This window comes from Mesorhizobium sp. B2-3-15, assembly GCF_006442875.1.
In the GTDB taxonomy this organism is placed as follows: domain Bacteria; phylum Pseudomonadota; class Alphaproteobacteria; order Rhizobiales; family Rhizobiaceae; genus Mesorhizobium; species Mesorhizobium australicum.
Genome location: NZ_VFVO01000008.1, coordinates 226,044 through 250,402 on the forward strand (window position 1 = coordinate 226,044; position 24,359 = coordinate 250,402).

Genomic DNA, 24,359 nt, shown 5'->3' on the forward strand with positions numbered 1-24,359 from the left:
CTGAGGGAGGCTGTAGGACTAAGCGCTTAAGCGAGAGAAGCTGTCCCATGTCCCGTCTGACATCCGAACCGACGTCAATCCAATCGATGGACGAGCTAATTGCCGTTGCGCTCGCGATGGAGAAGGAGTCCGCCGACCGTTACGCGGCCCTTGCCGAGCGCATGCGCTCGGCCGGCCGGCTGGAATTGGCCGATGTATTTGATCGTCTCGTGCGGGAGGAGACCCGGCATATCGATATGGTTGTGAGTTGGTCGCGCCAGATCAGCCGACAACCGCGAGAAGTCCTGCCGGCCGACGCCGTGCCGCAGGACGTGTTCGACGATGAGGCAATAGGGCTTGTCTCGCCCGAACTTGTGGACGCCTACCGTTCTTTTGCGATCGCCGTCCGAAACGAGGAGCGCGCTTTCGCCTTCTGGTCCTATATTGCAGCCCATGGCGCGTCGTCGGAAATTCGCGAGGCCGCCGAGCAAATGGCGCACGAAGAGCTTGAGCACGCGAAAACACTGCGGCGCGAACGGCGGAAAGCCTTTTTCCAGGGTCGGCGTATGGGGCCGACAGTCCGGGAACCCCACGATCTGCCCAGCCTGGAAATGGAGGTCTGCCAGCGCCTTGAGGAATATTCGGACAGGAATGAGGATCGAAGCGAATGCCGTGATCTCGCCATTGAGGCGCGCATGCTCTCCCTTGATCTCGCATCGGATCCTCTCGAGGATCCCCCGCACGCTGGATCGCCGCCGCCGAGATCCCTGGATGCGCTCTGCGAATGGTTGGCCGATTACTATATCGACGCCGGCGAACAGCTACCTTCGCAGGCCGCCCGGGATCGGGCGCAAGCCCTTGCCACCATCGCCGTCAAACGCCTGGCGGTCGTGCGGGCTCTTGCAATGAAATAGACAGGAACCTGACAGCTTGCATCGGGTCATCATTCACAATGTGAATTCAGTTTACCTCCAGACCGCGGCTTGCCCGGCAAGCTGAGTCGTCGCCGATCCCGGGGCGCGTCCGCGTCAGTTGGCGCAACGCGTCGTGGCGTCGTTCATGCTCGTCCTCGATCGCCATGGAAAATGAAAGAACAATCTCACGCCAGTTTGCGCTGCAACAAAGTGAACCCGCCTGGACCACGGTAGGAATTCAAGGATATTCATCTCGTAGAAAAGGAAAGTAGATCATGAAATACGCAACCATCGCAGCGGCAGCTTTCGCGACCCTTGTCGTCTCAGGCGTAGCCCAGGCCGCCGACCATCAAGTGCAACTGCTCAACAAGGGCGAGCACGGCGTCATGGTCTTCCAGCCGAATTACATCGAAGCAGCCCTCGGCGACACAGTGACTTTCGTCCCGACCGACAAAGGCCATGACGCGGCCAGCATCGACGGCATGATCCCGGACGGTGCGCAGCCCTTCAAGGGCGAGATCAGCAAGCCGGTCACTGTCACGGTCGACAAGGAAGGCGTCTACGGCATCAAATGCGTCCCACACTACGGCATGGGCATGGTGGCGCTGATCGTCGTCGGCAAGCCCGTGAACCTGGAAAAAGCCAAGACCGTCAAGCAGCCTGGCAAGGCCAAGACCGTGTTTGCCGATCTTTTGTCGAAGGTCCCGGCAGGCAACTGAGCCGGAACCCGCCGGATTTGGTCGCCGCCGGCTTGTCCGGCGGCGACCTTGGTGTGCCTGTCGGCATTGATAGAAGAATGCCAGATCGCGATGCCGTGCACACGCCAAGACAGCTAGCCGGCAACCCTATCCTGGCTGGCTGAGTCAACATCGCTGCGAACTCGGTTCCGGTATTAGGCCGCAGCAGGAATGTCTTGCGGCAAAAGGCTTTCGCGTGACATGTTGCTTGGAGCTCAAAACATGGCAAAAGCCGGAAAATAAAGATGAGTCGTCTTGACCGCTCGCTGATCGCCAGCCTATCGGCGTTCCAGGGCCTGACCCCGGCTGAACTCGATCGCATGGTAAGCCAGGCCCGCTCGCTGCGCATCGCAAGGAACCGGGCCGTCTTTGAGCAGGAGCAGGACGCCCATTCCTTCTTCCTGTTGCTGGATGGCCATATCCGCGTCGTCAAGAGTACGGCGGAGGGCGGCGAGGTCACTGTACGCTACATTGGTCCTGGCGAATTGATGGGCATAGCCACGGCTCTTGGCCGCACCACCTATCCAGCCAGCGCCATGGCCGCGGTTGACTGTGTAGTGCTGGCGTGGCCTAGCAGCCTGTGGTCGGAATTCGCCTCCGCCTATCCAGCCTTTGGCGCCAGCACCTACCAGACCGTGGGCAACAGGCTGCAGGATGCGCACACGCGTGTGGTCGAAATGTCAACCGAGCACGTCGAACAGAGAGTGGCCCATGCGCTCCTCAAGCTGGTGAACCAGACTGGAAGAAAGACGCAGGAGGGTCTCATGATCGACTTTCCGATTTCCCGCCAGGACATCGCCGAGATGACGGGGACGACGCTGCACACGGTTAGCCGCCTGATGAGCGCCTGGGAAGGAAAGGGACTGGTCAGAAGCGGCCGCCAGAAAGTGACTGTCGTGGAGCCGCATCGCCTGCTCATGCTGGCCGAGGGCCGGACGCAGAAGACATAGGAGCCGCCGAACGGCCGGAGGATGCAGCGGCTTCCAGATCGCTGCGCAACAAAACTTCATCCAATCCGTGCTCCCGAGCGGCGTCAGAAACCGTGTGGAACGATGCAATCGGACAACCAACGCACAGCATGCCGCGGCGGATGACCACGCGGATGGTCAGCGGCCATCTGCGCATGATCTGGTCCATGGTCATATCGTCACCAATCAAAGATTCCATCGTCGTCATCCGTTTGCGAAGTCGGTCAACTTTAAAGCCATGCACGTCAGTGGCTCTTTGCGCATCGACAAACTCCGGCGCGGAGCCAGCTTCATTGGCTCAGCCTCGCCGGATCACGACGCGATAATGTCCGTCGGGCTCGAGGGCTCCGCGCCAGAGATGGCCGCGCGCCTGCAGTTCCTCGAGTAGGAAAATCGGCTCGCGGGGCAGCAGTGCGACAAGCGTTTGTCCGGGCGACAGCGCCTCGACCCCTTCCAGCGTCCGCACCAGCGGCTCAGGAGGCTCAAGGTCGCGATTGTCCAGTTCGACGACAGGCGCAGGCCAGGTCTCGCTGGCGGGGGTTCTATCAACCGCCGGCGCCGGTTCTGGTGCCACAGGGTCCGGCTGCTGGTCGGCCGGCGTGAAGATCACCTCCCAGTCGCCATTGCCGATCTCGCGCGCCGCCGGTTCAAAGCCAAGATTGCCCAGGACATGAAACAGGGGGATCGGCTTGAAGGTAGCAAGCAGGCGCAGGCTCTGGCCGGGGACGAGTGCCTCGACCGCCGCCATGATGGCACTGAAAGGTTCCCCGCCTTCGCGCAGGATCGGCCTGACATCGACATCGTAGTAGGGAAGGGCCATTGCTATCTCCAGTAGATTTTCCATCAAGGTAGGGTGGGCAGGAAAAGTCGTGGCCGCGAGGCGCCTTCGGGCAGGCGTTTGTCGTCCGGTAGGTTGGCGAGAAGGCGCGCGAGGACGAGCTCGGCGACAATGGCCAGCGTCGCAAGCAGCGTCACGGCGGCTGCGGCACGAAACAAGCCAGGCTGGTCGCCGAGCAAGGTTGCCGTGCCAGCCATCACTCCAAGGAAATAAAGCGCGAACCACATCCAGCCACGTCGTTCGATGACGAGGTCCTGGACTCGTGGGGTCGGCTTCTTGCCCATGACCGGGCCATAGCATTCCAGCCAGGTCAGGAACGGCACGATCTTGTAGAGCTGCGAAAGTCCCAGCCCAGTTAGCCAGCCGAAGGCAACGAGATAGAGAAGCGCGCCGACATGGTGTTCCAGCGTTCCGGTCGCCAGCAGCGCAAGCAGCAGAACCCCCGACAAGGCGAGTGCCAGAAAGGCAGCTTGGGCCGCGCCGCTGTTCAATTCGATGGCACGGCGCTTGCGGAGTCGGTAGAAGAACGAAAGGTCGAGCCCGTAAAGGACGAGGGCAGCCATCCCGAGTACCACCGCCAGACCCGTAGCCGAGCCGGCCGCCGCCGCAAGTCCCACCTTTCCCAGAGCGGCGGCGATTGGCGAGGCCAGCGCGGTCAGGAGCAGTGCGACGACCCCTGTCCACCAGGACACATGACTGGTGGCGCGCTCCCGGTCCGGCGACAGCATGAACATGGGCAAAAGCCGGTAGGAGACGCCGATCGCCGTGAAACTCAGCCACCCGCCAAGCCCAATGGCGATATGGACAGGAAGCGCCTGCACCCGGAAGTCGACCACGGCCAGCGCGGGAAGATAGCCCGAAAGCAGCAACGAGAACAGCGCGCCGAGGATGGCCGTGACGAGCACGCATACCAAGCCCACGGCAACGAAACGCGCGGGAAGCTGCAGGTTCGCGCGCCAGAGCGTGCCACCGAGCACACCGCAGACGAGCAGGAAGCCGGCAGGCAGAAGCGTGCCTGCCGGGGCGAGCAGAGGAATGCCGGTATCGAAGACGCCGGCCAATTGCAGGAAACCCGCCAGAAGAAAGGCGAGCCCGGTCAAAAGACATATTAAGGCGGGCAACACCAACCGTTCCCCGCGCAGAGGCTGCGCGATCAGCACCGGCACGAACTGAAACAGGGCACCGCACATCAGCATGCTGAGCCAGCCGATCGTAACCATGTGCACGAGGACCAGCGTCTCGGGCGTCTCCGCCGCCACCGCAGGGAAGCCATAGCCGGCGACCATCAACATCTGGGCAGCGACAAGAAAGACCAGCGCTACGGTGAAATATGACATCGTCCAGCGCGATAGCGCAGTGCCTAACATAGCCTTTTCCTCGCAGCGCCTCCTTGACGGACAGCGCATCAAAACCGTCGAAACTTCGCTGTGCTTTCCGGCGAGGGAAGCCTTACTGGACTCCTCTTGCCGAGGCCACTCGCGCCCAAAGTTTAACCTGGCCTGTTTCAATAGACTTTGTCCAAACGCAAACTTTTTTGCGAGCGAAGCATTTTCTCTTCGACGTAAGGGGCGAGCCCACTGGACTGGCGGACGCGCTTGCCTCGATGGGCGTCTCTCGATTTCAGCCTGTCCGACCAGAACGCTGACATACTAGCGCAGCGCTTTTGATGATGTGATCATCGACAAGCGTGGTCAGGCGCAGCGCCGGGCTTTTCGAGGTCATTGTTGAGTTCAAGTAGTGGCGAAACAGGATCATGCCTTCCTGCGGTAGCCCGTTCAGGCCCGTCTGAGGGACAGCCAGTACGCCGGACCGAGCCGCTCGACCGTTTGCGAGGGCGGCGGCGGCGAGGAGTGGGGATAGCCTCAGCGCAGCTATCCCGGTTTCCATGGGGAGACGACGGCGACGTTGAGGAACAGTTTTAGTATAGTACCAATGGCGAAGCGTCGATTTGGATCCGCCAAAACAACAATTGCCGCGGCTTTGGCCAAGCCGTGAAATCATCGACATCAGGTCTCCCCCGCCTCCCCCCGCCGGCGTACGTGCCACCCGAATGCATCGGCTCCACGTATCGGGCACTCTCTCCCGCGAGCGTTGCCGACGTCGACCCCTGCCAGGGTTCAATCGGTTGGCTCCTGCCCGACGGGCGAGCGGAACTCGTCCGCGCGCTCCACGATGTCGGATGTGGAGCCGACACGACACTGCGCAGATAGCGGGCGAAACGTTGGGTCTAAGGGCTTGCGACATTGCCATCGTTCCAGCCGATACCGATAGCTGCGCCTTATGTTCTTGGCACTTGGCGAAGCGATCCGACGTGCAGGAGTTGCGCCGGGATGGCGTATATCCACACACCCTTCTGCGGATGGATGTGGATACGATGCGGTGGTGATCCGCGCGTCACGAAGGCGCATTGTTCGGCTGCCGCGCACGTAATTTGGGTTGAACGAGCATACCGCCAAACAGAACCGCGTATCCGAGGAAAGCCACCACCCACAACGTCGCCGATATGTGGAGAAGTATTGCATCAGTATGGACGAACGCCGCGCCGATGCGCAGGAGAGCCGCGAGTACGATCGCGACAAAGACCGCGCATGTGCCAATGCTCGCCCGCAACTCGCGGCCTGTATGCCCAAGGGTGGCTCGGGTCATGACGGCGAGCGTCATGCATGCCACCGCACCTACGCTGAACGCGTGAATGCCCGCCGCGGAAGGAACTGTCTCCGGTAGGACGGCGGCAAGTCCGGCCAGCAGAAAACCGATCGGCACAAAGACGAACGCTACGTGCAGGATCAGCACCAGCGGCTCGCGGAAGGTGCGATCCCCAGCCCAGCGCCCAAGCCGCATGGCGTTGAGGACCGCTCCGGCGATCAGCATTGCGCCCGTTGCGTTGCTTTCAGAAAAGAAGGCCCAGGCCGCCAATGCGATCGCGGAGAGTGCGATCGTTGCTGCGTCGAAACGGCTGAACGGGGACGGCAGACGTCCCTGATTTTCGCGCGCCAACCAATTCCGGCTGAAACTGGGAACAACGCGTCCCCCTATGATCATTATGAGGACGACAGCAGCCCCGAGGCCGAGCCGGCGGCTTATGTCCGAGATGCCTTGGTAATGGGCTTCGGCATGAAACATCACGTTGGCCGCCAAAAGCACGGCAACCGGCAGCAGCACCTTCAGGTTTCGCCAGTTTCGGCCCGCGATGACTTCGGTCGCGGCGGCGGCTGCTACCGCCAGGAGAAATGCGCAGTCGACTGCGGCGCCGACGAGCCAGCCGGTTTCAGCTGAAAAGAACACCGCAAGCCGTCCTGCAAGCCATAGCAGCACGAGCGCTAGCAGGGGCAGGCCTTGCACAGGCAGACGTCCGGTCCAGTTCGGGATGGCCGTCAGCAGGAATCCCGTCATGATCGCCGCGAGATAGCCAAAGAGCATCTCATGGACATGCCAATCAATGGGCAGAAAGACGCTGGAGGTTGTGATCTGGCCGTAAAACAACGGCAGCCAGAAAAGGATGGCTGCTCCGGCATACAGAGAGCCGAGCAGGAAGAACGGCCGGAAACCGTAAGACAAAACCGCCGGATAAGCGTATCTCATCGTCTTTGCCTTGCTGATCAGATTCTCGAATGACCTTCGTCTTATTTCTAGGCTGTCTTCGGCCCGAGAAGTTTGCGACAGCGCAAACAAGATTAGGAAATGTTAAAAAAAGCCGTAGTGTCCGCCACTTGCCGCTCGCCGGTTGCCTAACATGAGCCGGCTGAAGCGATGCTCGGTACCTAGCCGCCTCGTGTCGCCTTGAGCCTATTCGCTTTCACGGCTCTGTTGGCCGCCCACTTCATGCCAACGTTGGGATGGCAATGGAGGGCTGCAATCCCAATGCTTCAGCTTCCAGCCTCGATACCCAGCAGTGATCTGGAACAGTATTCAGTTGATTGCTAACCTTGTCGGGCCGGAGCTGCTTGATACCTTCGAGCGAGTGCCGGACGCGTGGATCGCGAGGAGATGCTGCAGCTCACATTCATGGGCACAATGAAGCAAGGTCGTCGACGCTCTCGAGGAGGATGGTCCCGAGATTGTTGTTCGCTTCGTTTCCGACATGGTCAACGTTACCCCCTCGGCCAACGATGCGGTTGTCGCCGGCGATCCCAGACAGATTGTCGAGGTGATCGATACGTGGACGTTCGCAATGTGAAACCCCGTTAACGAAACGCAATGCCATGTTGATCGGACTTCGAGTGATTACGCGGGGCAAGCTCGAGCGTCCTGTAGGATTGCGTAGACTACCGGATCGCCGCCAGATGGTCGGAGCGTGATCGGGTTTCATTGCTGCTCTCATTTTGCGGACGCATCGCATGTGCCGGATGATTGTGTCGGCGAGACACGGCATGCTGTTGGTGAGCTCCGTATCGTGATACGATATAAATAGACAAGGCCGTTCTTGCTAAAAGCGATCGCAATCAAAAATGACGCATCCGCAAAAACCACGCCCCGCCATCAGCCAGGCCGACTACCAGCGGCTGTCGGAGTTTCGCTATCTGATCCGCCGCTTCCTCGAATTCAGCCAGGTCCAGGCGGAAGACGCCGGCCTGACGCCGCGCCAGCATCAGGCGCTGCTGGCGATCAAGGGTTTTCCGGGCGGCGGGCCGGTAACGGTCGGCGACCTCGCGGAGCGCCTGCGCATCCGCCACCACAGCGCCGTCGAATTGGTCAATCGCCTTGGCGATGCAGGGCTGGTCGCAAGGGATCAGGACAAGGACGATCACCGTCGTGTGCTGCTGCAGTTAACGGAGCGTGCCGACGACCACCTGGCCGATCTTTCGGTTGCGCATCTGGACGAGCTTTCGCGGATAGAGCCAATGCTGAGACCCTTGCTGCGTCATGGCGACGAATGATCCGGATAGTTTGGATCGACTTCATTGGCATTCGTCGCAACACGCAGCCTCTTGCACGACGACTTGGGGCAGCCCGTCCGACGTCAGCAAAAATAGCGACGGTACATGACCCGATTATGGTTTCCATGCGTCGCGCCCCCACAATCCACGCCAGATCGTCTCCAGCCGTCGGATTCCTTCATCGTCGGATCGCCAGGATAGTACACCTCGTTTAGTGTGCCACGACACCCCATATCCGCTGCATTGCCGTGGCGCGCGAGCGAGCGCAGCATGCCACCCTGAATGGCGCCGAAGCTGTCGCCGCCCACAAAGACAAAAGAGGTCGTTGCCTGCGCAACTTGCTTGAGCACGACGCACCTGCCGAATTGTGGGATCGCGGCGCTTGCCGCGATCCCACGCTCCAGCTACGGTGTCACCGCGAGATGGCCCTTCATATTTGGGTGGAAGCGGCAGAAATAGTCGACCGCTCCCGCGGCCTTCAATGTCAGGCTTGCGGATTTCTTCGGCGGGATCATCACCTCCCAACCGCCCTTGACGGTGGCCGTGTGGGCGAACATGTCCTTGTTCACCCACTCGATCGTATCGCCAACCTTCGCCTCGACCGTCGCTGGCGAGAACACCAGCTTGTCGATGGTGACCTGGATGGTTTGGGCCTTCACCGGCGTAGCAACGATTGTCAGCGCCAGTGCAATCCAAAGATGACGTTTCGGCACCATCAGCGCCGGCCTCATTTCAGCATACTGGCGACGTGTTCGGCATGCTGCTCATGGCCCTGGAATATCATCAGGCCGGTCTCCAGCAGGCTCTTCAGTTCGGCATTGGTGGCTGACGGGATGAGCAGCGTTTCGAGAGCGCCGTCGACCTGCTTGTGATAGGCCACCTCGTTGTCGACGTAAGCCTTGTCGAAGGCCGCGCCCTTGAGCTTGGCGAGCTTGGCCCGCTCCTCGGCGGCTGCCTTGGTCAGCGCCTTGCTGGTAGCGTTGTCTTCCGGCGTAACCTTGAGTTTCTTGACCAGGTCGAGCGCTTGCACATTCACCGCCTCATGGTCGCGAACCATGTCCTTGGCGAAGGCGAGCACCTCCTTGTTCTTCGACTTCTTGAGCGCTTGCTTGGCCGCCTCGACATCGATCACGCCGGCTGTGTAGGCGATGTGGGCGATCTGCGGGTCGGTCGGTTTGTCGGCAGCTTGTGCGAGCGGGGCAATGCCGAACAGAAGCAGCGCGGCCAGGGTGGCTGTGTGACGAATAAGCATGAAATCTCCTTCTCCGGACGCGGGAAGCGCGCCGGCCAGTTTTTTCGGTTGACGGTCATTGGATGCGGGGCGGCGGCAAACGTTCCCAGCTGAATCTGACGAAGGTCAGCCTTCCAGGCCGAGCCGCTTCATCACGGCAGCTGTCAGCCGCTCGCAGCGCCGACCGGCGAAGGGGAAGGCCTCGAGCAACACTGGCCCGATCTGGTCATCCAGCGCCTTGCGTAGCAGGGCCCGGGCGCGGTGAAGTCTTGTCTTCACGGTTTGTGGCCGCACGCCGAGCAGTTCCGAAGTCTCTTCGATGCTCAGGCCCTCGATCACCCGCGCCACAAATACCATCCGGTAGATATCGGGAAGGCTGTCAGTTGCCCGTTCTACTAGTTGGAGGATCTGCCGTTGCGCCATGGTCCGCTCCGGATCGTCGCTAGGGTTGAGAGGGAACTGGATGATCTCGGCCTGCGGGTTCTCGGGCATCGCCACCGTTCGCCGTCTTTTGCGCAGGCGGCCGAGCGCTTCGTTGATGACGATGCGCGACAGCCATGTGCCAAGCGATGCATTGCCGCGAAAACTCTCGAGATGGGCGAAGGCCCTGACATAGGCCTCCTGGACGATGTCCTCGGCTTCGGCGTCGTTGCGCACCACGCCGCGCGCGATGCGGTAAAGCCGCTGGTTATGCGTCTTGATGATGGTGCGGAAGGCGGCGCCGTCGCGCGCCACAGCGCGCTGTGCCAATTCCAGGTCGCCAGAGGCAGCGATAATTTCGGTCGCGTCTCGTCGAACATACGACATGAGCAGTCTCCTTGCCCTTCAATAGATGGGTCTCGACAACAAGGGTTCCCGAAAATTCGTCACACCGGAATCGACGACAGGAATTCGCACCTCTGCTCGGTAGGTTGACCATGCGCGGGCGTGCGCGTGACGCCGCGCGATACCGTGCAGGCTAAAGGAAGACCTTGGTGCAGACTGCCGTGTTCGCGGCAGCCACCTCGGCTCGCCATTGTTCGGACTTGAGCCTAACATAAAAACTGCATCCAATTACGGACAAAAATCGTTTGCTTGATGAGCCGATTGGCGAGAACATAACGTCGTGAGAGCGGAAGTATCTGGCCAATCATTTCGGTCTGCGGCACGTCTCGACGCGGTTAGAGGACACATCAGTCAAGCGCGATGCACGCCCGTTTGATCGCTCACGGCCACAGGCTTGAGATTTTTTGGTACCGGTTCACGCCGTATGACACGATGTGCGTCTTCCGCGTTGCGAGCAGCGATGATTATCCATGAGATGACACGAGCAGAAATTGGTACGGTTCTTTCCGAGAGCCGGCTTGGCCGCTTGGCATGTGTCAAAGACAACCGACCGTATGTAGTGCCCATCCATTTTGCTTTCGCTGAGAACCATCTCTACAGTTTTTCGTTGCTTGGCCGGAAGATCGAGTGGATGCGGATGAACCCGTGGGTGTGCGTCCAGGTCGATCAGTTTTCTGGCAAGCGCACGTGGCGAAGTGTGGTTGTCAACGGTGTCTTTCATGAGTTGCCCGAAGACCCGGTTATGAGGTTTGACCGTGGGCATGCGTGGGACCTTCTCAGAAAACGGGCCGATTGGTGGGAGCCCGGCGGCCTAAAGCCAAGCAGCCAAAGATCGATGAGGGCACCCGAAACTATTTTTTATCGTATTCGGATTGAAAGCAGTAGCGGCCGGCAAGCCACTGTCGATGACGAATTTTAACGCTGATCGAGACGCGCGTTTTCGGCACCGGTTAGGACGACATTCTTTTGTATGAAGGCTCCGGACCTTGGGAGCCTAACTCCAAATAATGCTGCGTCCTCCCTGGGCGAAACCACAAGACTGGCTCTTTCGGCTGTCAATGGCTTGCGATGTGCTTGGTGCATCGGATCAACGGACCGCCAATCCGCCTCGCAGTCATCGAGGCGATAGCACTGCGCGAAAGGCAAGAAGTCCGAGACCGCCTAGCACCGCCACTGTTCCTTCGCCTGCGCGTGGGTGAGGATTGGCGTGATGATGACTGGCCTGGTTGCCGGTTTACCGGCGTAGTGACCTTGACGATGCAGCGCAGGATCTCGGAAAAGATAGGTCATGCTGAGACGGATCTTCTTGGTGGGATCGATGACGTCGTTCCGAAAATTCGTCACACTGGGATCGATGATAGGAACTCGCGCCTCAGATCGAGGTTCGTGTCGAAAACGCCAAACATGCGTTTGGTGACCATGTGCGTGCCGTGCGCGTGGACACCGCGCGATGTCATGCAGCCATGCTCGGCAACAAGCACGACGGCCACTCCGCCCGGCTGCAGAGCATCCTCGATGGCGCGAGCGATGTCATCCGTGAGCCGCTCCTGTATCTGCAGCCGGTGGGCGCAGGCTTCTACAACCCGTACCAATTTGGAGATGCCCACCACTCGGTTGACGGGCATGTAGGCGATGTACGCTTTGCCGTGGATTGCCGCCATGTGGTGTTCGCAGAAAGAGTGAAACGCTATGTCGTGCAGTTCAACCGCTTGGTCATAACTGCCGATCTCATCGAACGTTCGCTCGAGCAGCCTCGCAGGATCTTGCCGATAGCCCGCAAACCATTCTTCATAGGCGCGCACGACACGTGAAGGCGTATCGATAAGTCCGGACCGGGCCGGATCGTCGCCAGCCCATGAGATCAGCGTGCTGACCGCCGCCTCTGCATCGGAGCGCGTCGGGCGCGCTCGGGCGACTGGCCTAAGCTCTCTCACTGAATTTCCCTGGGCGGCTGCCGGCGCGGCGTCTTCAATGCCGTCCAGAATTTGCGATTGCAGGTCCATCGATCTCTCCAGTTCCATGCTCTAAATCATTGGATGCGCTTAGCGAGGATTGGTTCCCGAAGGCACGACGCAGACAGGAAAGCTTGCCGACCGTGGAAACTGCCCCGACCTCTGCGGAGTAATGTCTCACAGTATCCTTGGCTATATCTGGCGCCAGATCTGCATCGTCTCCGGGACCGTTGAAGCGCTCCAGCGTCGTACGTGCGGCCATCGCTGCAGCGCCGCACTGATCTGCGTCACGACGCGATACGCGGCCGCCCGGTGGCTGTCGCGACGACGATGGCTTCGACGAAACTGCGTTCGCCTTCGATTGTAGCAACCCTTATGTCCCGTGCGATCTCGATCCGCGCCTGGTCGGTTCCGGCGCGCTCGGCAAGGCCTGCCGCCAAGGCAAAAATGTGGGCCTCGGCGGCAGCCATCGCTTCGTCCTCGGTGTCATAGTCGTCCAACCGCTCGCCTGAATTCAGACGGAAAAGCCCGATCTCGGGCTGGCTGACGCGCGCTTCAGCCGACATCCTCACTTGCCCGACGACGGCACCCAACGCATTCGCGACATCGGCGTGTTCGGCGATGCTGCAGTCATTGCCGATCAATTGCGGTAGACCGACATAATGGAGCGCGGCGGAGGCTCCCAGGCCGATCACCGGCCGGTCGAGTGCGATCGACAGCCGCGCCATGCCGCCTCGCCGGCCAACCGCCCGCTGTACCAGCGGATTGGCAACGGACAGGCCGCCATCTAGCCCGTCCTCGGCAAAGACTGTTTCAAGAATGGCTTCGGCAGAACGCCGGGTGACCGCAGTGAGGACCATCTCGGAAAAGGTTTCTGCGTCTTTGGCGACATGATGCCCCTGCCCGTCGCGCTTGCGTGCGAACAATTCGGCGCCCAGTCGAGCCGCGACAGGATCCCAATTGTCCTGCCGACCGAGCACATGGGCCGCGTCGGATGGCGTGAAGCCCGCGATGTGCACCAGACCACGGGCAACCAGCCGATTGAGTGTCGCGACCTGTGACGTCGATACGAGCAGCCGGTCGAGCGCGGCGGGAATCGCCGAAATGTCGGCATACAGCCGCGCCTCGGTAGCTGTCAGGCCCGCAGCCAGACGCTCGGGCACGCCTGTGCGCAATGCGAAACGGCCGTCCAGCCGGCTGGCGTTGGGGCTGAGCAATTGCCGCTTGAGTCCTTTGTATATGGCATCGCCGTGTTTCACCGCGGCCAGCGCCAGCGGCACGAGCCGACGGGGGCCGAGAACGATGGTCGAAGTCAGCGACCGCTCATGAAGCGAGACTTCCGAATCTCCACCAAGACCAAAGGTGCGCATGGCGACGGCTTCCACCATGGTTCGCATTCCGCCGACAGTGGCGCCCTCCGGATCGAGCCGCAGGCGGCCACCGTCGAGAATGGCGATGTCCGTGGTGGTGCCGCCAATGTCAGACACCACGGCGTCATCTATGCCGCTCATATACCGCGCTCCCACCAGGCTTGCCGCTGGTCCTGACAGGATGGTCTCGATCGGCCGCGCGCGAGCGAATTCCGCGGTGACAAGCGCGCCGTCGCCGCGCACGACCATGAGCGGAGCGGCAATCCCACGTTCCGCCAGAAAGCCCTCGGTAGCGTCGACAAGGCGATCGATCATCGAGATCAGTCGCGCATTGAGAAGCGTCGTCAGCGCCCGACGCGGGCCACCGAGCTTCGACGACAGTTCGTGCGAACAGGTCACGGGAAGCCCGGTACGTTCGCGGATCACGTCACGTACCGCGATCTCATGTTCGGGATTGCGAACCGCGAAATAGGAGGCTACTGCGACGCCTGAAACCGTGTCGGCGAGAGACGGCAGCGCAGTTATGAGAGCGTCCAGCACCAGCTGACGCGGTTCGCCGTGGACGTCATGTCCGCCCGGGCAGAAGATCACGGGATCGGAGCCGAGGGCTTTTGACAATCCGTTCCGGGCAAGATCGGCTCCAGCGAAGCCGATCATCACCAGCGCGACCCGTCCGCCCTGCCCTTCGACGAGGGCGTTGGTTGCGAGCGTGGTCGACATCGAGACGAGCTTGATCGCACCGGGTTCGATGCCAGCCTCGGACAACACAGCGTCGACGGCGTCGGCTATGCCCTCGGCAAGAGCGTGCCGCGTGGTCAGCGATTTGGCCTTGGCCACGATGCCTTTGGATTCCGACCACAGCACGGCATCGGTATACGTGCCGCCGGTGTCGACGCCCAGATACAGGGGCGACGGCTGGTGGGTATATGCATTCATCTCGATCAATCGCCTAGCCCGGGTTCGGGTGAAAAATATTTCGCGATCTTGTCTGCTTCGCCGTCGAACGCCTTGGCGTCGGCGGGTGGATCGCGCTTGATCGCAATATTGGGCCACACAGACGCGTACTCCGCATTCAGCGCGAGCCAATCGTCGAGACCAGGCACGGTATCGGGAAAAATGGCTTTCGCCGGGCATTCAGGCTCGCACACGCCGCAGTCGATGCATTCGTCGGGGTGGATGACGAGCATGTTCTCGCCCTCGTAGAAACAGTCCACAGGACAGACTTCCACGCAGTCCATGTATTTGCATCTGATGCAATTGTCAGTGACCACAAACGTCATTCCGTGGCCTTCAGACCAAGCCGTAGGTCATATCGAGGGGAATGCGATGGTCGTCGATAGCAAGCACGCCAGCGGTGTTTTCTGCCAGGACGATCGAGGCTTTCCTCTCCTGCTCCGACATGTACGTTCCCCACAGGGTGACCACGCCGTTGTTCACGCTCACCTCCGAAGTCGAGGGCCACGATTCGGATCGCAAGGCGTCGACAATCTCCATCCTGATGCTGCTGTCGTCGTGCAAGGCCGGAGCGCGCCAGCCTTTCCTGGCAACGACCAGTGCTCGCACCAGATTGGCGCGACTGACGATCCCCACCACCTTTCCGTCGCGAACCACCGGAACTCGCTTGATCCGATTGTGTTCAAGCAAGGTTGCGATCTCGGCGACTGGCGTGCTCTCGACCACTGTCGCAACCTGCCGTGTCATGACGTCGGTCACATGTTCGGAATGAGACTTGATGTAGCCTTCCGCCTGAGCCGTGTTGTTGGTGAACAAATGAAGCCACCAGGAACGAGCTTGCGGCACCGTGCCGATCTCCGCCCGGCGGATCAGGTCCCCTTCGCTAACGATGCCCAGCAGCGCACCTCGGTCAATCACTGGCACGGCGCTGATCCCGTGCGACAAGAGAATATCGGCGACCTCATCCACCGTGCTGTCAGGCCCGACCGCGATGACAGGCGACGTCATGACATCCTTAGCGATCAGCATTTCGTTCTCCTTCACCTGTCTGCGGGCGGCAGAACCGGCGGCAAGATCGTTCCAGAGCCTTCCCCGTCGCCAGCGTGGAGGTGGATCGCGCGATAGAACTCCCTCGCATGGAATGCATAGGCTTCCAGATTGGTCGGATCGCCAGCGAACAGCCCCATATTCTCGGCTTTCCGGAAGAACCAGGGAGCGGGCAAACCGGGATCGAGCGCCTTCACGGCAACAGCCGCAACCAATGGCAGGCCTTCGTCCGCATCATCGTCCATCAATTGTTCGAGCGCATCCCGGATCACCCTTGTTGCGTCTGAACCAACTATGCTCTCGCCACTCTTGCATAGGTGATCGGCAGCCGGGTCTGTGCTTGCAGGAGCAGTTTCTCTCGGAGCCGTCTTTTGAGAGCACTGTCATCCACGAGAGCAATTGGGATGCGACCATCTACATCGAGGCGGGCAGATACCATTCGCCCTACTACATGACGCTCGATGTCTCTGCCGGAAAGTATTCTGCCGAAATCGTGTTCAAGCCTGTCCATTATCATCATCGCCGAGCCCAAGGTGCCCCTCGCGCGATAACGCCAAGAACTCCCTGGCGTTGAGACCTGCTGGCTGGCACCGAATGTCAATTTCGTTATGCACGAGCTTCACTCGTCTTTACCTGCAAGACAAACGAAATTTATTGCCGCTTTAACACAATTATTTTGCACCAGGATTCCCATTGCGGCGGGTGACGCAGCCCTTCCCTTTTCGGATTCGATATGCATCTTTGATGAGCGGAAACCATCGCGCCCCTGATTGCCCTGGCTCTTAGCAAGCGGTGATTTCGGCCCCGAGAGCGGTAACAGGAGATTTATGATGATCACTGGTGCTCAATGCCGTGCCGCTCGCGCGCTGGTCGAATGGACCCGTGACAAGCTCTCCAGCAATTCAGGCGTGGATTCGTTGGTCATCGAGGAATTCGAGCGCCGGATCAACCTTCCCGACCAGGATATCTGCGACACGCTTCAAACCGCGCTTGAAAACGCCGGCGCCGTTTTCATCGCCGAGAACGGCGGCGGTGTCGGCGTTCGCTTGAAACTCAACCGCTCGGAAGTCAGACGAATTGGCGTCCTGGAAAATGAAGGCGGCATCGTCGGAACGGACGCCGTTCCATAGGTCTAGGTCTTCGGAGCCGAAGATTCGACGCTCACAGTCCGCTGCTGGGCAGTTCAGATCCCGCTTGGCTGCGCAGGCGCAAGGAAGGAAGTCCTTCATGACGGTTATCTGGGACGATCTCACCGAGGACGAGCAAACGGCTCTCAAACGAATGAACCGCGGACCTTACCCATCTTTATCGAAAGCCTTAGCCGAACGTCTTGTCTCGCTCGGACTGGCGGAAGAAAGACCGGGCGGGACCGGGATAAACAGGGCGGGAAGAGAACTGGTGATAGCCACCTTGCTTGGCGCCCGCCACGATTAGGCGTGCGTCAAACGGATCGGATAGCAACTGACGACAGGGGCCGCTGACGGCATGCCGGAAGCAGCCGAACGCCACTTTTCTTGAAGGTCCGCAGCGAGCGCTCCCATTCACGCTAGGGAGCGTGGCAGTGGCGCTCGAATCCTTGATCGATGTCAGCAACCTCGCAAACTGCTCCTGCCTCCAACTGAGTGGTCATCGCGCGGCGCGGAGGGGTGTTCTGGGAACCCGCCAATCAATGCCTTGCCCAATGTCATCGGAGAACCATAATGGGCGGAGCCAGGCAAGACTTTGGGCTCTAATAGATGACAGACGACACGGCGCTGATACTGATGATTGTCCTGCCTTTCGCAGGCAGCCTTGCCGCTATCATACTCCCGACAAACGCCCGCAGCGCTGCAGCGATCCTCGCCGGCGCAGTGGCTTTTATCTGTCTGGGTCTGGCGGTCATGTTTTATCCCTCCATACTCGATCGACGTGTGGTGCGCAGCGATATCGAATGGCTTCCGACGCTTGGCCTTGATTTCACTTTGCGCCTGGACGGATTTGCCTGGCTGTTCGCCATGCTCATAAGCGGGATCGGCTTCCTCGTCGTCATTTATGCGCGCTACTACATGTCACCGGAAGATCCGGTTCCCAGGTTCTTTTCGTTCTTTCTTGCGTTCATGGGATCAATGCTCGGGGTCGTCATTTCCGGAAACTTGATCCTGCTGGTCGTATTCTGGGAACTGACCAGCATCTTTTCCTTCCTGCTGATCGGCTATTGGCACCACAATGCAAATGCACGTGATGGCGCGCGCATGGCGCTAACCATCACCGGCATCGGCGGCCTCGGTCTGTTGGCTGGCTTCCTGCTGATCGGCCATATCGTTGGAAGCTACGACCTCGATCGTGTTTTGGCGTCGGGCGACCTTATCTGCTCCCACGATCTCTATGTGCCCATCCTGCTTCTTGTGCTCCTCGGGGCGTTCACGAAGAGCGCGCAGTTTCCGTTCCATTTCTGGCTGCCCAATGCCATGGCCGCGCCGACCCCGGTCTCGGCCTACCTGCACTCAGCGACCATGGTGAAGGCCGGCGTGTTCCTGTTGGCGCGCCTGTGGCCGGTGCTTGCGGGCACATACGAATGGTTCTGGATCGTCGGCTTCGCCGGTATGATGTCTTTCGTTCTGGGAGCCTATTTTGCGATCTTCCAGCGGGACATAAAGGGTTTGCTCGCCTACTCGACCATCAGCCATCTCGGTCTGATTACACTTCTGCTCAGCCTCGGCAGCCCCCTGGGAGCCGTCGCCGCCATCTTCCACATGATGAACCACGCCACGTTCAAAGCCTCGTTATTCATGGCCGCGGGCATCATCGACCATGAGACCGGAACGCGCGACATGCAGCGGCTGGGCGGACTTTTCCGCTTCATGCCCTACACCGCAACGCTCGCGATGGTGGCAAGCGGGGCCATGGCGGGCGTCCCGCTCCTCAACGGATTTCTTTCCAAGGAAATGTTCTTCGCCGAGGCGATCGAAACGCACGCCGATTCCATTCTCGATACCGCCGCGCCCTATGCAGCCGTCCTGGGCAGCGCTTTCGCGGTTGCCTACTCGGCACGGTTCATCCACAGCGTGTTTTTCGGATTGCTGCCGGCTGGTCTGCCTCGCGAACCTCACGAACCGCCGTTTTTCATGCGGTTTCCGATCCAACTTCTTGTCCTCGCCTGCCTCCTGGTTGGGACTGTACCCGGCCTGACCATCGGCCCGTTCCTCCACACCGCCGTCACCTCCGTCCTGGGACCCGCGACGCCACAGTACAGTCTGGCCGTCTGGCATGGTTTCACAATTCCGCTGTTCATGAGCGTGTTGGCACTCGCCGGTGGTGCAATCCTTTATCTGCTGCTGAAGGATTATCTGGCGCACTGCGAGGACGGGCCACCCTACTTCCGTCGTCTCAAGGGCCAGCGCGTCTTCGAGCGCGTGTTGGTGGCGGTTTCGTGGAGAGGTGCCCGCTTCATGGAAAGCCATCTCGGAACGCGGCGGCTCCAGCCGCAACTTCGCATGCTGGTCGTCGTGGCCTTCATCGCCGCCGCATGGCCACTCTACAAGCTCGGGTTCGATCCCGGTCGGCTGACAGTCCAAGGCCTCGACGTCACCTTCGCCGGTATCTGGGCGGTCGGCGTCGTATGCGCCCTCGGCGCCGCATGGCAAGCCAAGTTCCACCGGCTGTTCGCCCTTGTCCTGCTCGGCGGAGCCGGACTGGTTACCTGCATCACCTTCGTCTGGTTTTCCGCGCCAGACCTCGCGCTTACTCAACTGCTTGTGGAGGTGGTGACCACGGTTCTCATCCTTCTCGGCCTGCGCTGGTTGCCCAAGCGGTCGGCAGACGTCACCCGCAGCGTGGCAACGACGGGGGCAAGACTACGCCGCTACCGCGATCTGGCCATGGCGGTTGCGTACGGAACCGGCATGACGATTATCGCCTTTTCGGTCATGACGCGGCCCCCGCCCGCCACTATCGCCGACTTCTTCCTGAAAAAGGCCTATTCGGAAGGCGGTGGCAAGAACGTCGTCAACGTCATCCTGGTGGACTTCCGGGGTTTCGACACGTTCGGCGAGATCACGGTTCTCGGCATCGTCGCCTTGACGGTGTTCGCCCTGCTTCGCCGGTTTCGGCCGGCGCCCGACAATGTGGAATCCCCTGAACAGCAACGCGTCCAGAGGGCATTTGACGAAGCCCGACCCGACCGCGAGGCGGGCGATACGGTGAGCGACTATTTGCTGATCCCTGCGGTGATCATGCAATGGCTGTTCCCGGTGATCATCGTGTTCGCCGCCTATCTGTTCATGCGCGGCCACGACCTCCCCGGCGGCGGCTTTGTCGCCGGCATCGCATTGGCCGCCGCCTTCATTTTGCAGTATCTGGCGGCGGGCACACGCTGGGTTGAAGACAGGCTGCGGGTCCTGCCGGTGAACTGGATCGGCTTCGGCCTTCTCCTGGCTGCCCTCGTCGGCTCCGGCTCCTGGGTGTTCGGATACCCTTTCTTGACCTCGTATTCCCGCTATGTCGAACTGCCACTGATCGGTTCCGTGCCGGCGGCTACCGCGACCCTTTTCGATCTCGGCGTCTTCTCGCTCGTTCTCGGCGCGACAGTGCTGATGCTGGTCGCTCTAGCCCACCAGTCCATCCGCCGACTGCGCGCATCCCGGATTGCCGCGCAAAGCAACGAGGAAATCGCGTAGTGGAGCTTATCCTCGCCATCGGGATCGGCGTGCTGACGGGGTCCGGCGTTTGGCTGTTGCTGCGGCCGCGGACCTTTCAGGTCATCATCGGCCTGTCGCTCATCGGCTATGGCGTCAACCTGTTCATCTTCTCAATGGGCAGACTTAGGGTGAATACGCCGCCCGTTCTCCAATCCGGCGCGGCGATCAACCCTGCGGACTACGCCGACCCCATCCCGCAGGCGCTTGTTTTGACCGCGATCGTCATTGGCTTCGCGACAACTGCCCTGTTCCTCGTGGTGCTGCTGGTATCGCGAGGCCTGACGGGCAGCGACCATGTCGACGGCAGGGAGCCCAACTGATGGAAACGGCAGGTCATCTCATGATCATGCCGATCGTCCTGCCGCTCGCGGCAGGGGCCTTTCTGCTGCTGCTGGACGAGCGTCGCCATGTCACCAAGGCAGTGATCAGCCTCGTCTCGGCGCTTGCGTTGATGGTCATCGCCATCGCTCTGCTTCGCTCCGCCGACAATGCCGCTGCCTCGGCCAGCGCAGCAACCACCGGCGTTTACCTGCTCGGCAATTGGCCGGCGCCATTCGGCATCGTGCTCGTGCTCGACAGGCTGTCTGCCCTGATGCTGTTCCTGACCAGCGTACTGGCGCTCGCTTCCCTGGCCTTCTCGCTGGCGCGCTGGCACAAGGCAGGTCCGCATTTCCATACGCTCTTCCAGCTTCTGCTGATGGGGCTGAACGGGGCGTTCCTCACTGGCGACCTGTTCAACCTGTTCGTCTTCTTCGAGGTGCTTCTCGCTGCGTCCTATGGTCTCGTTCTGCATGGCTCGGGACCGCTCCGAGTCAAGGCGGGCCTGCACTACATTGCAGTCAATCTCGCGGCTTCGTCGCTGTTTCTGATCGGGGTCAGCCTGATCTACGGCGTGACCGGAACGCTGAACATGGCAGATCTTGCGCAGCGAATCCCGGCGGTGCCGGCGCAGGATCGAATGCTGCTCGAAGCCGGCGCCGCTGTCCTCGGCATCGCCTTCCTTGTCAAGGCCGGCATGTGGCCGCTGAGTTTCTGGCTGCCGGGCGCTTATTCAGCAGCAGCGGCTCCGGTCGCCGCGATCTTCGTGATCATGACCAAGGTCGGCATCTATATCCTGCTGAGGCTTTCCCTGTTGCTGTTTGGCGTGGACGCCGGCGCCACAGCGGGCTTTGGCGACTCGTGGCTGCTGTTCGGCGGCATGGCCACCATCGCCTTCGGCTCTATCGGCGTGCTGGCGTCGCAGGCGGTGGGCCGGCTTGCCGGCTTCAGCATCCTCGTCTCATCCGGCACATTGCTGGCCGCGATCGGCATGGCCGATGCGAGGGTCACTGCCGGAGCCCTCTTCTACATGGTCAGTTCAACCCTGACGATCAGCGCGTTCTTTCTCCTGATCGAGCTCGTCGAGCGGGTGCAGGACCCAGCCGCGAATGTTCTATCGGTGACCATGGAAGCCTATGGCGACGACATAGAGGAGGAAGTGGCAGAGCAGGACGAAGTCGGCGTTGCCATTCCCGGCACGCTGGCCGTTCTTGGCATCTGTTTCGCGGCATGCGGCCTCTTGCTCGCGGGCCTGCCACCGCTTTCGGGATTCGTCGGAAAGTTTGCGCTGCTGACCGCGATGGTGCGCCCCGATCCGGTGGCGGACGGCGGTGTAATCGCGGGCTCGACATGGGTCCTTGTCGCGTTGCTGATTCTGTCCGGCCTCTGCGCCCTGATCGCCACAATGCGCGCCGGCATCCAGATTTTCTGGGCGCCGATCGGAGGCACCGTACCCCGCGTGCTGCTCGTGGAGATCGCGCCAGTAGCCTTCCTCCTGGCGCTCTGCCTGTTGATGACGATCCAGGGTGGACAAATGATGCGCTACATGGAGGCAACCGCCCAGTCCCTGCATTCGCCTGCGGACTATTTGCGAAATGTTCTGTCCACGCAGCCGATGCCAGGCCCCAACGCATCGAGGGACAAATGAGCGCCCTTTTGCCTTATCCGCTGCTGACAGTCTCGCTGCTCGTCATGTGGATTCTGCTTAATGGGCTGTCGGTCGGCCAGGTGATTCTCGGCGGCGTGATCGCTCTTGCAGCGTCCTTGGCGATGGCAGCGCTTCAACCCGCCAAACCAAAAATACGACGCTGGGACATGATCCCGCAATTGGTCCTGGTCGTCCTGGCGGACATTCTTCGCTCCAACATCGCCGTGGCGGGGATCATCCTGCAAGGCGGGCGGCATGCGCGGACATCCGGCTTCGTGATGATCCCGCTCGAACTGCGCGACCGGACTGGATTGGCCGTACTCGGCTGCATCATCACCAGCACGCCCGGCACCGCCTGGGTCGAATATCATGCCGGCAGCGGCAGGCTTCGGATCCATGTTCTCGACCTGATCGACCAGCAGGCGTGGATCGACCTGATCAAGCAGCGTTATGAACGGCGGTTGATGGAGATTTTCGAATGAGCGGCGTCATAATCGCATGGTCCGTCACCATCGCTCAATTGCTTCTGGTCGCCGCCATGGCATGCGCTCTGCTGCGCCTCGCTCGGGGGCCGCGCGCGCAGGACCGGATCCTGAGCTTCGATGCGCTCTATGTCGGCGCCATGCTTTTCCTGCTGACCTTCGGCATCCGTGCCGGCAGCACGGTCTATTTCGAGGCTGCCCTGGTGATCGCGCTGCTCGGCTTTGTCTCGACCGTGGCGCTGGCGAAATTCCTTATGCGCGGCGAGGTAATAGAATGACCCCTCTCGCCGACCTGCCGGTCTGGGCTGCTCTGCTCACGGGGTTCTTCCTGATCCTGGGATCGACGTTGACCCTGCTCGGGTCGGTCGGGCTCCTGCGGTTCAGAAGCTTTTACGAACGAATCCATGCGCCGACGCTAGGGACCACCTGGGGCACGGGCGGTGTTCTGATCGCCTCGATCATCTTTCATTCCGTGCTTCAGTCGAAACCTGTCCTGCACGAGATACTGATCGCACTGTTCGTGACTGTCACGACACCAGTCTCGCTTATGCTCCTGGCGCGCGCGGCGCTTTACCGGGACCGCAGCGAGGGCAACGATGGCGTCCCGCCATTCGAGACGGCCGCGGAATCCCAAGACGAACAACCACGATCATCTGGCGCGTAGGCCACGATCAACTTCGGATCGGCGGCACCGCGAAAACATCCACGTCGACCGATCGCAGAATGCTTTCTGTCACGCTTCCCAGAAGTACCTTGATGAGACCCGAACGCCCATGCGTTCCGATCACCAGAAGGTCGGGCGTCACCTCCCTGATCGCCTCCATGATTGCTTCGACGGGGCCTGCTTCCTTGATACGCAGCGACCAGTTGTCGACGCCAAAGTCGTTCGCCTCCAGAAACGCGACCAGTTCCCTACCCGCCTGCAAACGTTCTGCCGCCACGTAGCGCGCTATCTCGTCCTTGCCTATTCCAGCATTTGACATTTTTCCCTTGGCGAACGCATCGAAACCATGGACCAGCGAAAGACTGGCGTCGCCTATCAGCCCACTTTCCCTCGCCATCCTGATTGCGCGCGCGGACGGGTCGGACATATCCACGGCGGCCATCACCTTTTTGTATGAATGCTCTACCTCAGCATTCACCATGAGCACCGGGAATGGTCCGGTTCGGATCACACGCTCGATGGTCGTTCCGACAAAAATATCGCGGAGCAACTGCTTGCGGTGCGCGCCCATGACAATGAGATCCGCCGAGCCCGCCGCGGCCGCCTTCAGAATGCCGTCGAACGGATCGCCAGCAACAACGGTGGATTTACAGGGGAGCCCCTGGAGTTCGGCGATCGAGACCATTTGTTCTTCAAGATATCGCTGTGCCTCACGTCTTTCGAGCTCGAGTATATCTGCGGGCTGGTCGTCGTCGACGACATGGACGAGCGTGAGTTCGGCGCTGAATTCCCTAGCCACTAGACCAGCTCGCCGCAATGCACGTTGTGAACGGGTGGAAAAATCTGTCGCGGCAAGGATTTTCATGGCAGCTCCTTGTT

Annotated in this window: 27 protein-coding genes; 13 read left to right on the forward strand and 14 right to left on the reverse strand. The window is 60.7% G+C overall.

The window, feature by feature from the left end; genetic code table 11:
- Positions 1–47 precede the first annotated feature (47 nt).
- The 3 genes from FJ954_RS18235 (at position 48) to FJ954_RS18245 (ending at position 2,580) form a co-directional block, all read left to right on the forward strand.
- Entirely contained in the window at positions 48–893 is an 846-nt protein-coding gene (locus FJ954_RS18235; protein WP_140662256.1) for a ferritin family protein, read from the forward strand.
- 275 nt (positions 894–1,168) lie between these two features.
- On the forward strand, positions 1,169–1,612 hold the full coding sequence (locus FJ954_RS18240; protein WP_140662257.1) for a pseudoazurin: 444 nt from the start codon (positions 1,169–1,171) through the stop codon (positions 1,610–1,612).
- A gap of 263 nt (positions 1,613–1,875) precedes the next feature.
- A complete protein-coding gene (locus FJ954_RS18245; RefSeq protein WP_140662258.1) occupies positions 1,876–2,580 on the forward strand; it encodes a Crp/Fnr family transcriptional regulator in 705 nt (234 codons plus the stop codon).
- Here FJ954_RS18245 and FJ954_RS18250 read toward each other — a convergent pair.
- The 4 genes from FJ954_RS18250 to FJ954_RS18265 form a co-directional block, all read right to left on the reverse strand.
- Positions 2,546–2,797 carry a DUF1858 domain-containing protein gene (locus FJ954_RS18250; protein ID WP_140662259.1) on the reverse strand — a complete coding sequence of 84 codons (252 nt, stop codon included), beginning with the start codon at positions 2,795–2,797 and terminating at the stop codon, positions 2,546–2,548. The two genes, FJ954_RS18245 and FJ954_RS18250, sit on opposite strands and share 35 nt — an antisense overlap.
- A 99-nt stretch (positions 2,798–2,896) precedes the next feature.
- Complete coding sequence (locus tag FJ954_RS18255; protein WP_140662260.1) at positions 2,897–3,418, reverse strand: DUF2249 domain-containing protein; 522 nt, start codon at positions 3,416–3,418, stop codon at positions 2,897–2,899.
- Between the two features lie 23 nt (positions 3,419–3,441).
- The gene (locus FJ954_RS18260; protein WP_181177852.1) at positions 3,442–4,803 is read right to left on the reverse strand and encodes a hypothetical protein; all 1,362 of its coding nucleotides are present in this window, start codon (positions 4,801–4,803) and stop codon (positions 3,442–3,444) included.
- 1,027 nt (positions 4,804–5,830) lie between these two features.
- Positions 5,831–7,018: an NnrS family protein gene (locus FJ954_RS18265; RefSeq protein ID WP_140662261.1), complete on the reverse strand. Its 1,188-nt coding sequence runs from the start codon at positions 7,016–7,018 to the stop codon at positions 5,831–5,833.
- Between the two features lie 866 nt (positions 7,019–7,884).
- Here FJ954_RS18265 and FJ954_RS18275 point away from each other — a divergent pair.
- Positions 7,885–8,313, forward strand: a complete 429-nt coding sequence (locus FJ954_RS18275; RefSeq protein ID WP_140662263.1) for a helix-turn-helix domain-containing protein — start codon at positions 7,885–7,887, stop codon at positions 8,311–8,313.
- Between the two features lie 83 nt (positions 8,314–8,396).
- Here FJ954_RS18275 and FJ954_RS18280 read toward each other — a convergent pair whose 3' ends face one another.
- The 4 genes from FJ954_RS18280 to FJ954_RS18295 form a co-directional block, all read right to left on the reverse strand.
- Entirely contained in the window at positions 8,397–8,663 is a 267-nt protein-coding gene (locus tag FJ954_RS18280; protein WP_140662264.1) for a hypothetical protein, read from the reverse strand.
- Positions 8,664–8,717: 54 nt separating this feature from the next.
- Complete coding sequence (locus tag FJ954_RS18285; protein ID WP_140662265.1) at positions 8,718–9,029, reverse strand: cupredoxin family copper-binding protein; 312 nt, start codon at positions 9,027–9,029, stop codon at positions 8,718–8,720.
- An 11-nt stretch (positions 9,030–9,040) separates the two neighbouring features.
- Positions 9,041–9,565: a DUF4142 domain-containing protein gene (locus tag FJ954_RS18290; RefSeq protein ID WP_140662266.1), complete on the reverse strand. Its 525-nt coding sequence runs from the start codon at positions 9,563–9,565 to the stop codon at positions 9,041–9,043.
- A gap of 105 nt (positions 9,566–9,670) precedes the next feature.
- On the reverse strand, positions 9,671–10,351 hold the full coding sequence (locus tag FJ954_RS18295) for an RNA polymerase sigma factor (protein WP_140662267.1): 681 nt from the start codon (positions 10,349–10,351) through the stop codon (positions 9,671–9,673).
- A 493-nt stretch (positions 10,352–10,844) separates the two neighbouring features.
- Between FJ954_RS18295 and FJ954_RS18300 the strand changes: the two genes are divergently transcribed.
- Entirely contained in the window at positions 10,845–11,288 is a 444-nt protein-coding gene (locus FJ954_RS18300; protein WP_246681110.1) for a pyridoxamine 5'-phosphate oxidase family protein, read from the forward strand.
- Positions 11,289–11,709: 421 nt separating this feature from the next.
- Here the strand turns inward: FJ954_RS18300 and folE are convergent, their stop codons facing one another.
- The 5 genes from folE to FJ954_RS18325 form a co-directional block, all read right to left on the reverse strand.
- Entirely contained in the window at positions 11,710–12,372 is a 663-nt protein-coding gene (gene folE / locus FJ954_RS18305) for a GTP cyclohydrolase I (protein ID WP_140662269.1), read from the reverse strand.
- A 236-nt stretch (positions 12,373–12,608) separates the two neighbouring features.
- Positions 12,609–14,627, reverse strand: a complete 2,019-nt coding sequence (locus tag FJ954_RS18310; RefSeq protein WP_140662270.1) for a hydantoinase/oxoprolinase family protein — start codon at positions 14,625–14,627, stop codon at positions 12,609–12,611.
- Positions 14,628–14,632: 5 nt separating this feature from the next.
- Entirely contained in the window at positions 14,633–14,971 is a 339-nt protein-coding gene (gene fdxA / locus FJ954_RS18315; RefSeq protein ID WP_140662271.1) for a ferredoxin FdxA, read from the reverse strand.
- Between the two features lie 10 nt (positions 14,972–14,981).
- Complete coding sequence (locus FJ954_RS18320) at positions 14,982–15,674, reverse strand: CBS domain-containing protein (protein WP_210243323.1); 693 nt, start codon at positions 15,672–15,674, stop codon at positions 14,982–14,984.
- Between the two features lie 11 nt (positions 15,675–15,685).
- Positions 15,686–15,937 (reverse strand): hypothetical protein, encoded by a 252-nt coding sequence (locus FJ954_RS18325; RefSeq protein ID WP_140662272.1) that lies wholly within the window; start codon positions 15,935–15,937, stop codon positions 15,686–15,688.
- Positions 15,938–16,522: 585 nt separating this feature from the next.
- On the opposite strand from FJ954_RS18325, the gene FJ954_RS31845 reads away from it, so the two are divergent.
- From FJ954_RS31845 to mnhG, 8 genes are all read left to right on the forward strand, one after another.
- The gene (locus FJ954_RS31845) at positions 16,523–16,822 is read left to right on the forward strand and encodes an XRE family transcriptional regulator (RefSeq protein ID WP_210243324.1); all 300 of its coding nucleotides are present in this window, start codon (positions 16,523–16,525) and stop codon (positions 16,820–16,822) included.
- A 97-nt stretch (positions 16,823–16,919) separates the two neighbouring features.
- Positions 16,920–17,126, forward strand: coding sequence for a hypothetical protein (locus FJ954_RS18335; protein ID WP_140662274.1), 207 nt, complete (start codon positions 16,920–16,922; stop codon positions 17,124–17,126).
- Positions 17,127–17,428: 302 nt separating this feature from the next.
- Positions 17,429–20,347 (forward strand): monovalent cation/H+ antiporter subunit A, encoded by a 2,919-nt coding sequence (locus FJ954_RS18340; protein ID WP_140662275.1) that lies wholly within the window; start codon positions 17,429–17,431, stop codon positions 20,345–20,347.
- Positions 20,347–20,688: a Na+/H+ antiporter subunit C gene (locus tag FJ954_RS18345; RefSeq protein ID WP_126067824.1), complete on the forward strand. Its 342-nt coding sequence runs from the start codon at positions 20,347–20,349 to the stop codon at positions 20,686–20,688. The genes FJ954_RS18340 and FJ954_RS18345 overlap by 1 nt, the downstream gene beginning before the upstream one ends.
- On the forward strand, positions 20,688–22,334 hold the full coding sequence (locus tag FJ954_RS18350) for a monovalent cation/H+ antiporter subunit D (protein ID WP_140662276.1): 1,647 nt from the start codon (positions 20,688–20,690) through the stop codon (positions 22,332–22,334). Before FJ954_RS18345 ends, FJ954_RS18350 begins: the two co-directional genes overlap by 1 nt.
- Complete coding sequence (locus FJ954_RS18355; protein ID WP_140662277.1) at positions 22,331–22,816, forward strand: Na+/H+ antiporter subunit E; 486 nt, start codon at positions 22,331–22,333, stop codon at positions 22,814–22,816. Before FJ954_RS18350 ends, FJ954_RS18355 begins: the two co-directional genes overlap by 4 nt.
- On the forward strand, positions 22,813–23,094 hold the full coding sequence (locus FJ954_RS18360; protein WP_140662278.1) for a K+/H+ antiporter subunit F: 282 nt from the start codon (positions 22,813–22,815) through the stop codon (positions 23,092–23,094). Before FJ954_RS18355 ends, FJ954_RS18360 begins: the two co-directional genes overlap by 4 nt.
- A complete protein-coding gene (mnhG, locus tag FJ954_RS18365; protein ID WP_140662279.1) occupies positions 23,091–23,480 on the forward strand; it encodes a monovalent cation/H(+) antiporter subunit G in 390 nt (129 codons plus the stop codon). The genes FJ954_RS18360 and mnhG overlap by 4 nt, the downstream gene beginning before the upstream one ends.
- Positions 23,481–23,487: 7 nt before the next feature.
- Here the strand turns inward: mnhG and FJ954_RS18370 are convergent, their stop codons facing one another.
- Positions 23,488–24,345, reverse strand: a complete 858-nt coding sequence (locus FJ954_RS18370) for a universal stress protein (protein ID WP_140662280.1) — start codon at positions 24,343–24,345, stop codon at positions 23,488–23,490.
- Positions 24,346–24,359: the final 14 nt, after the last annotated feature.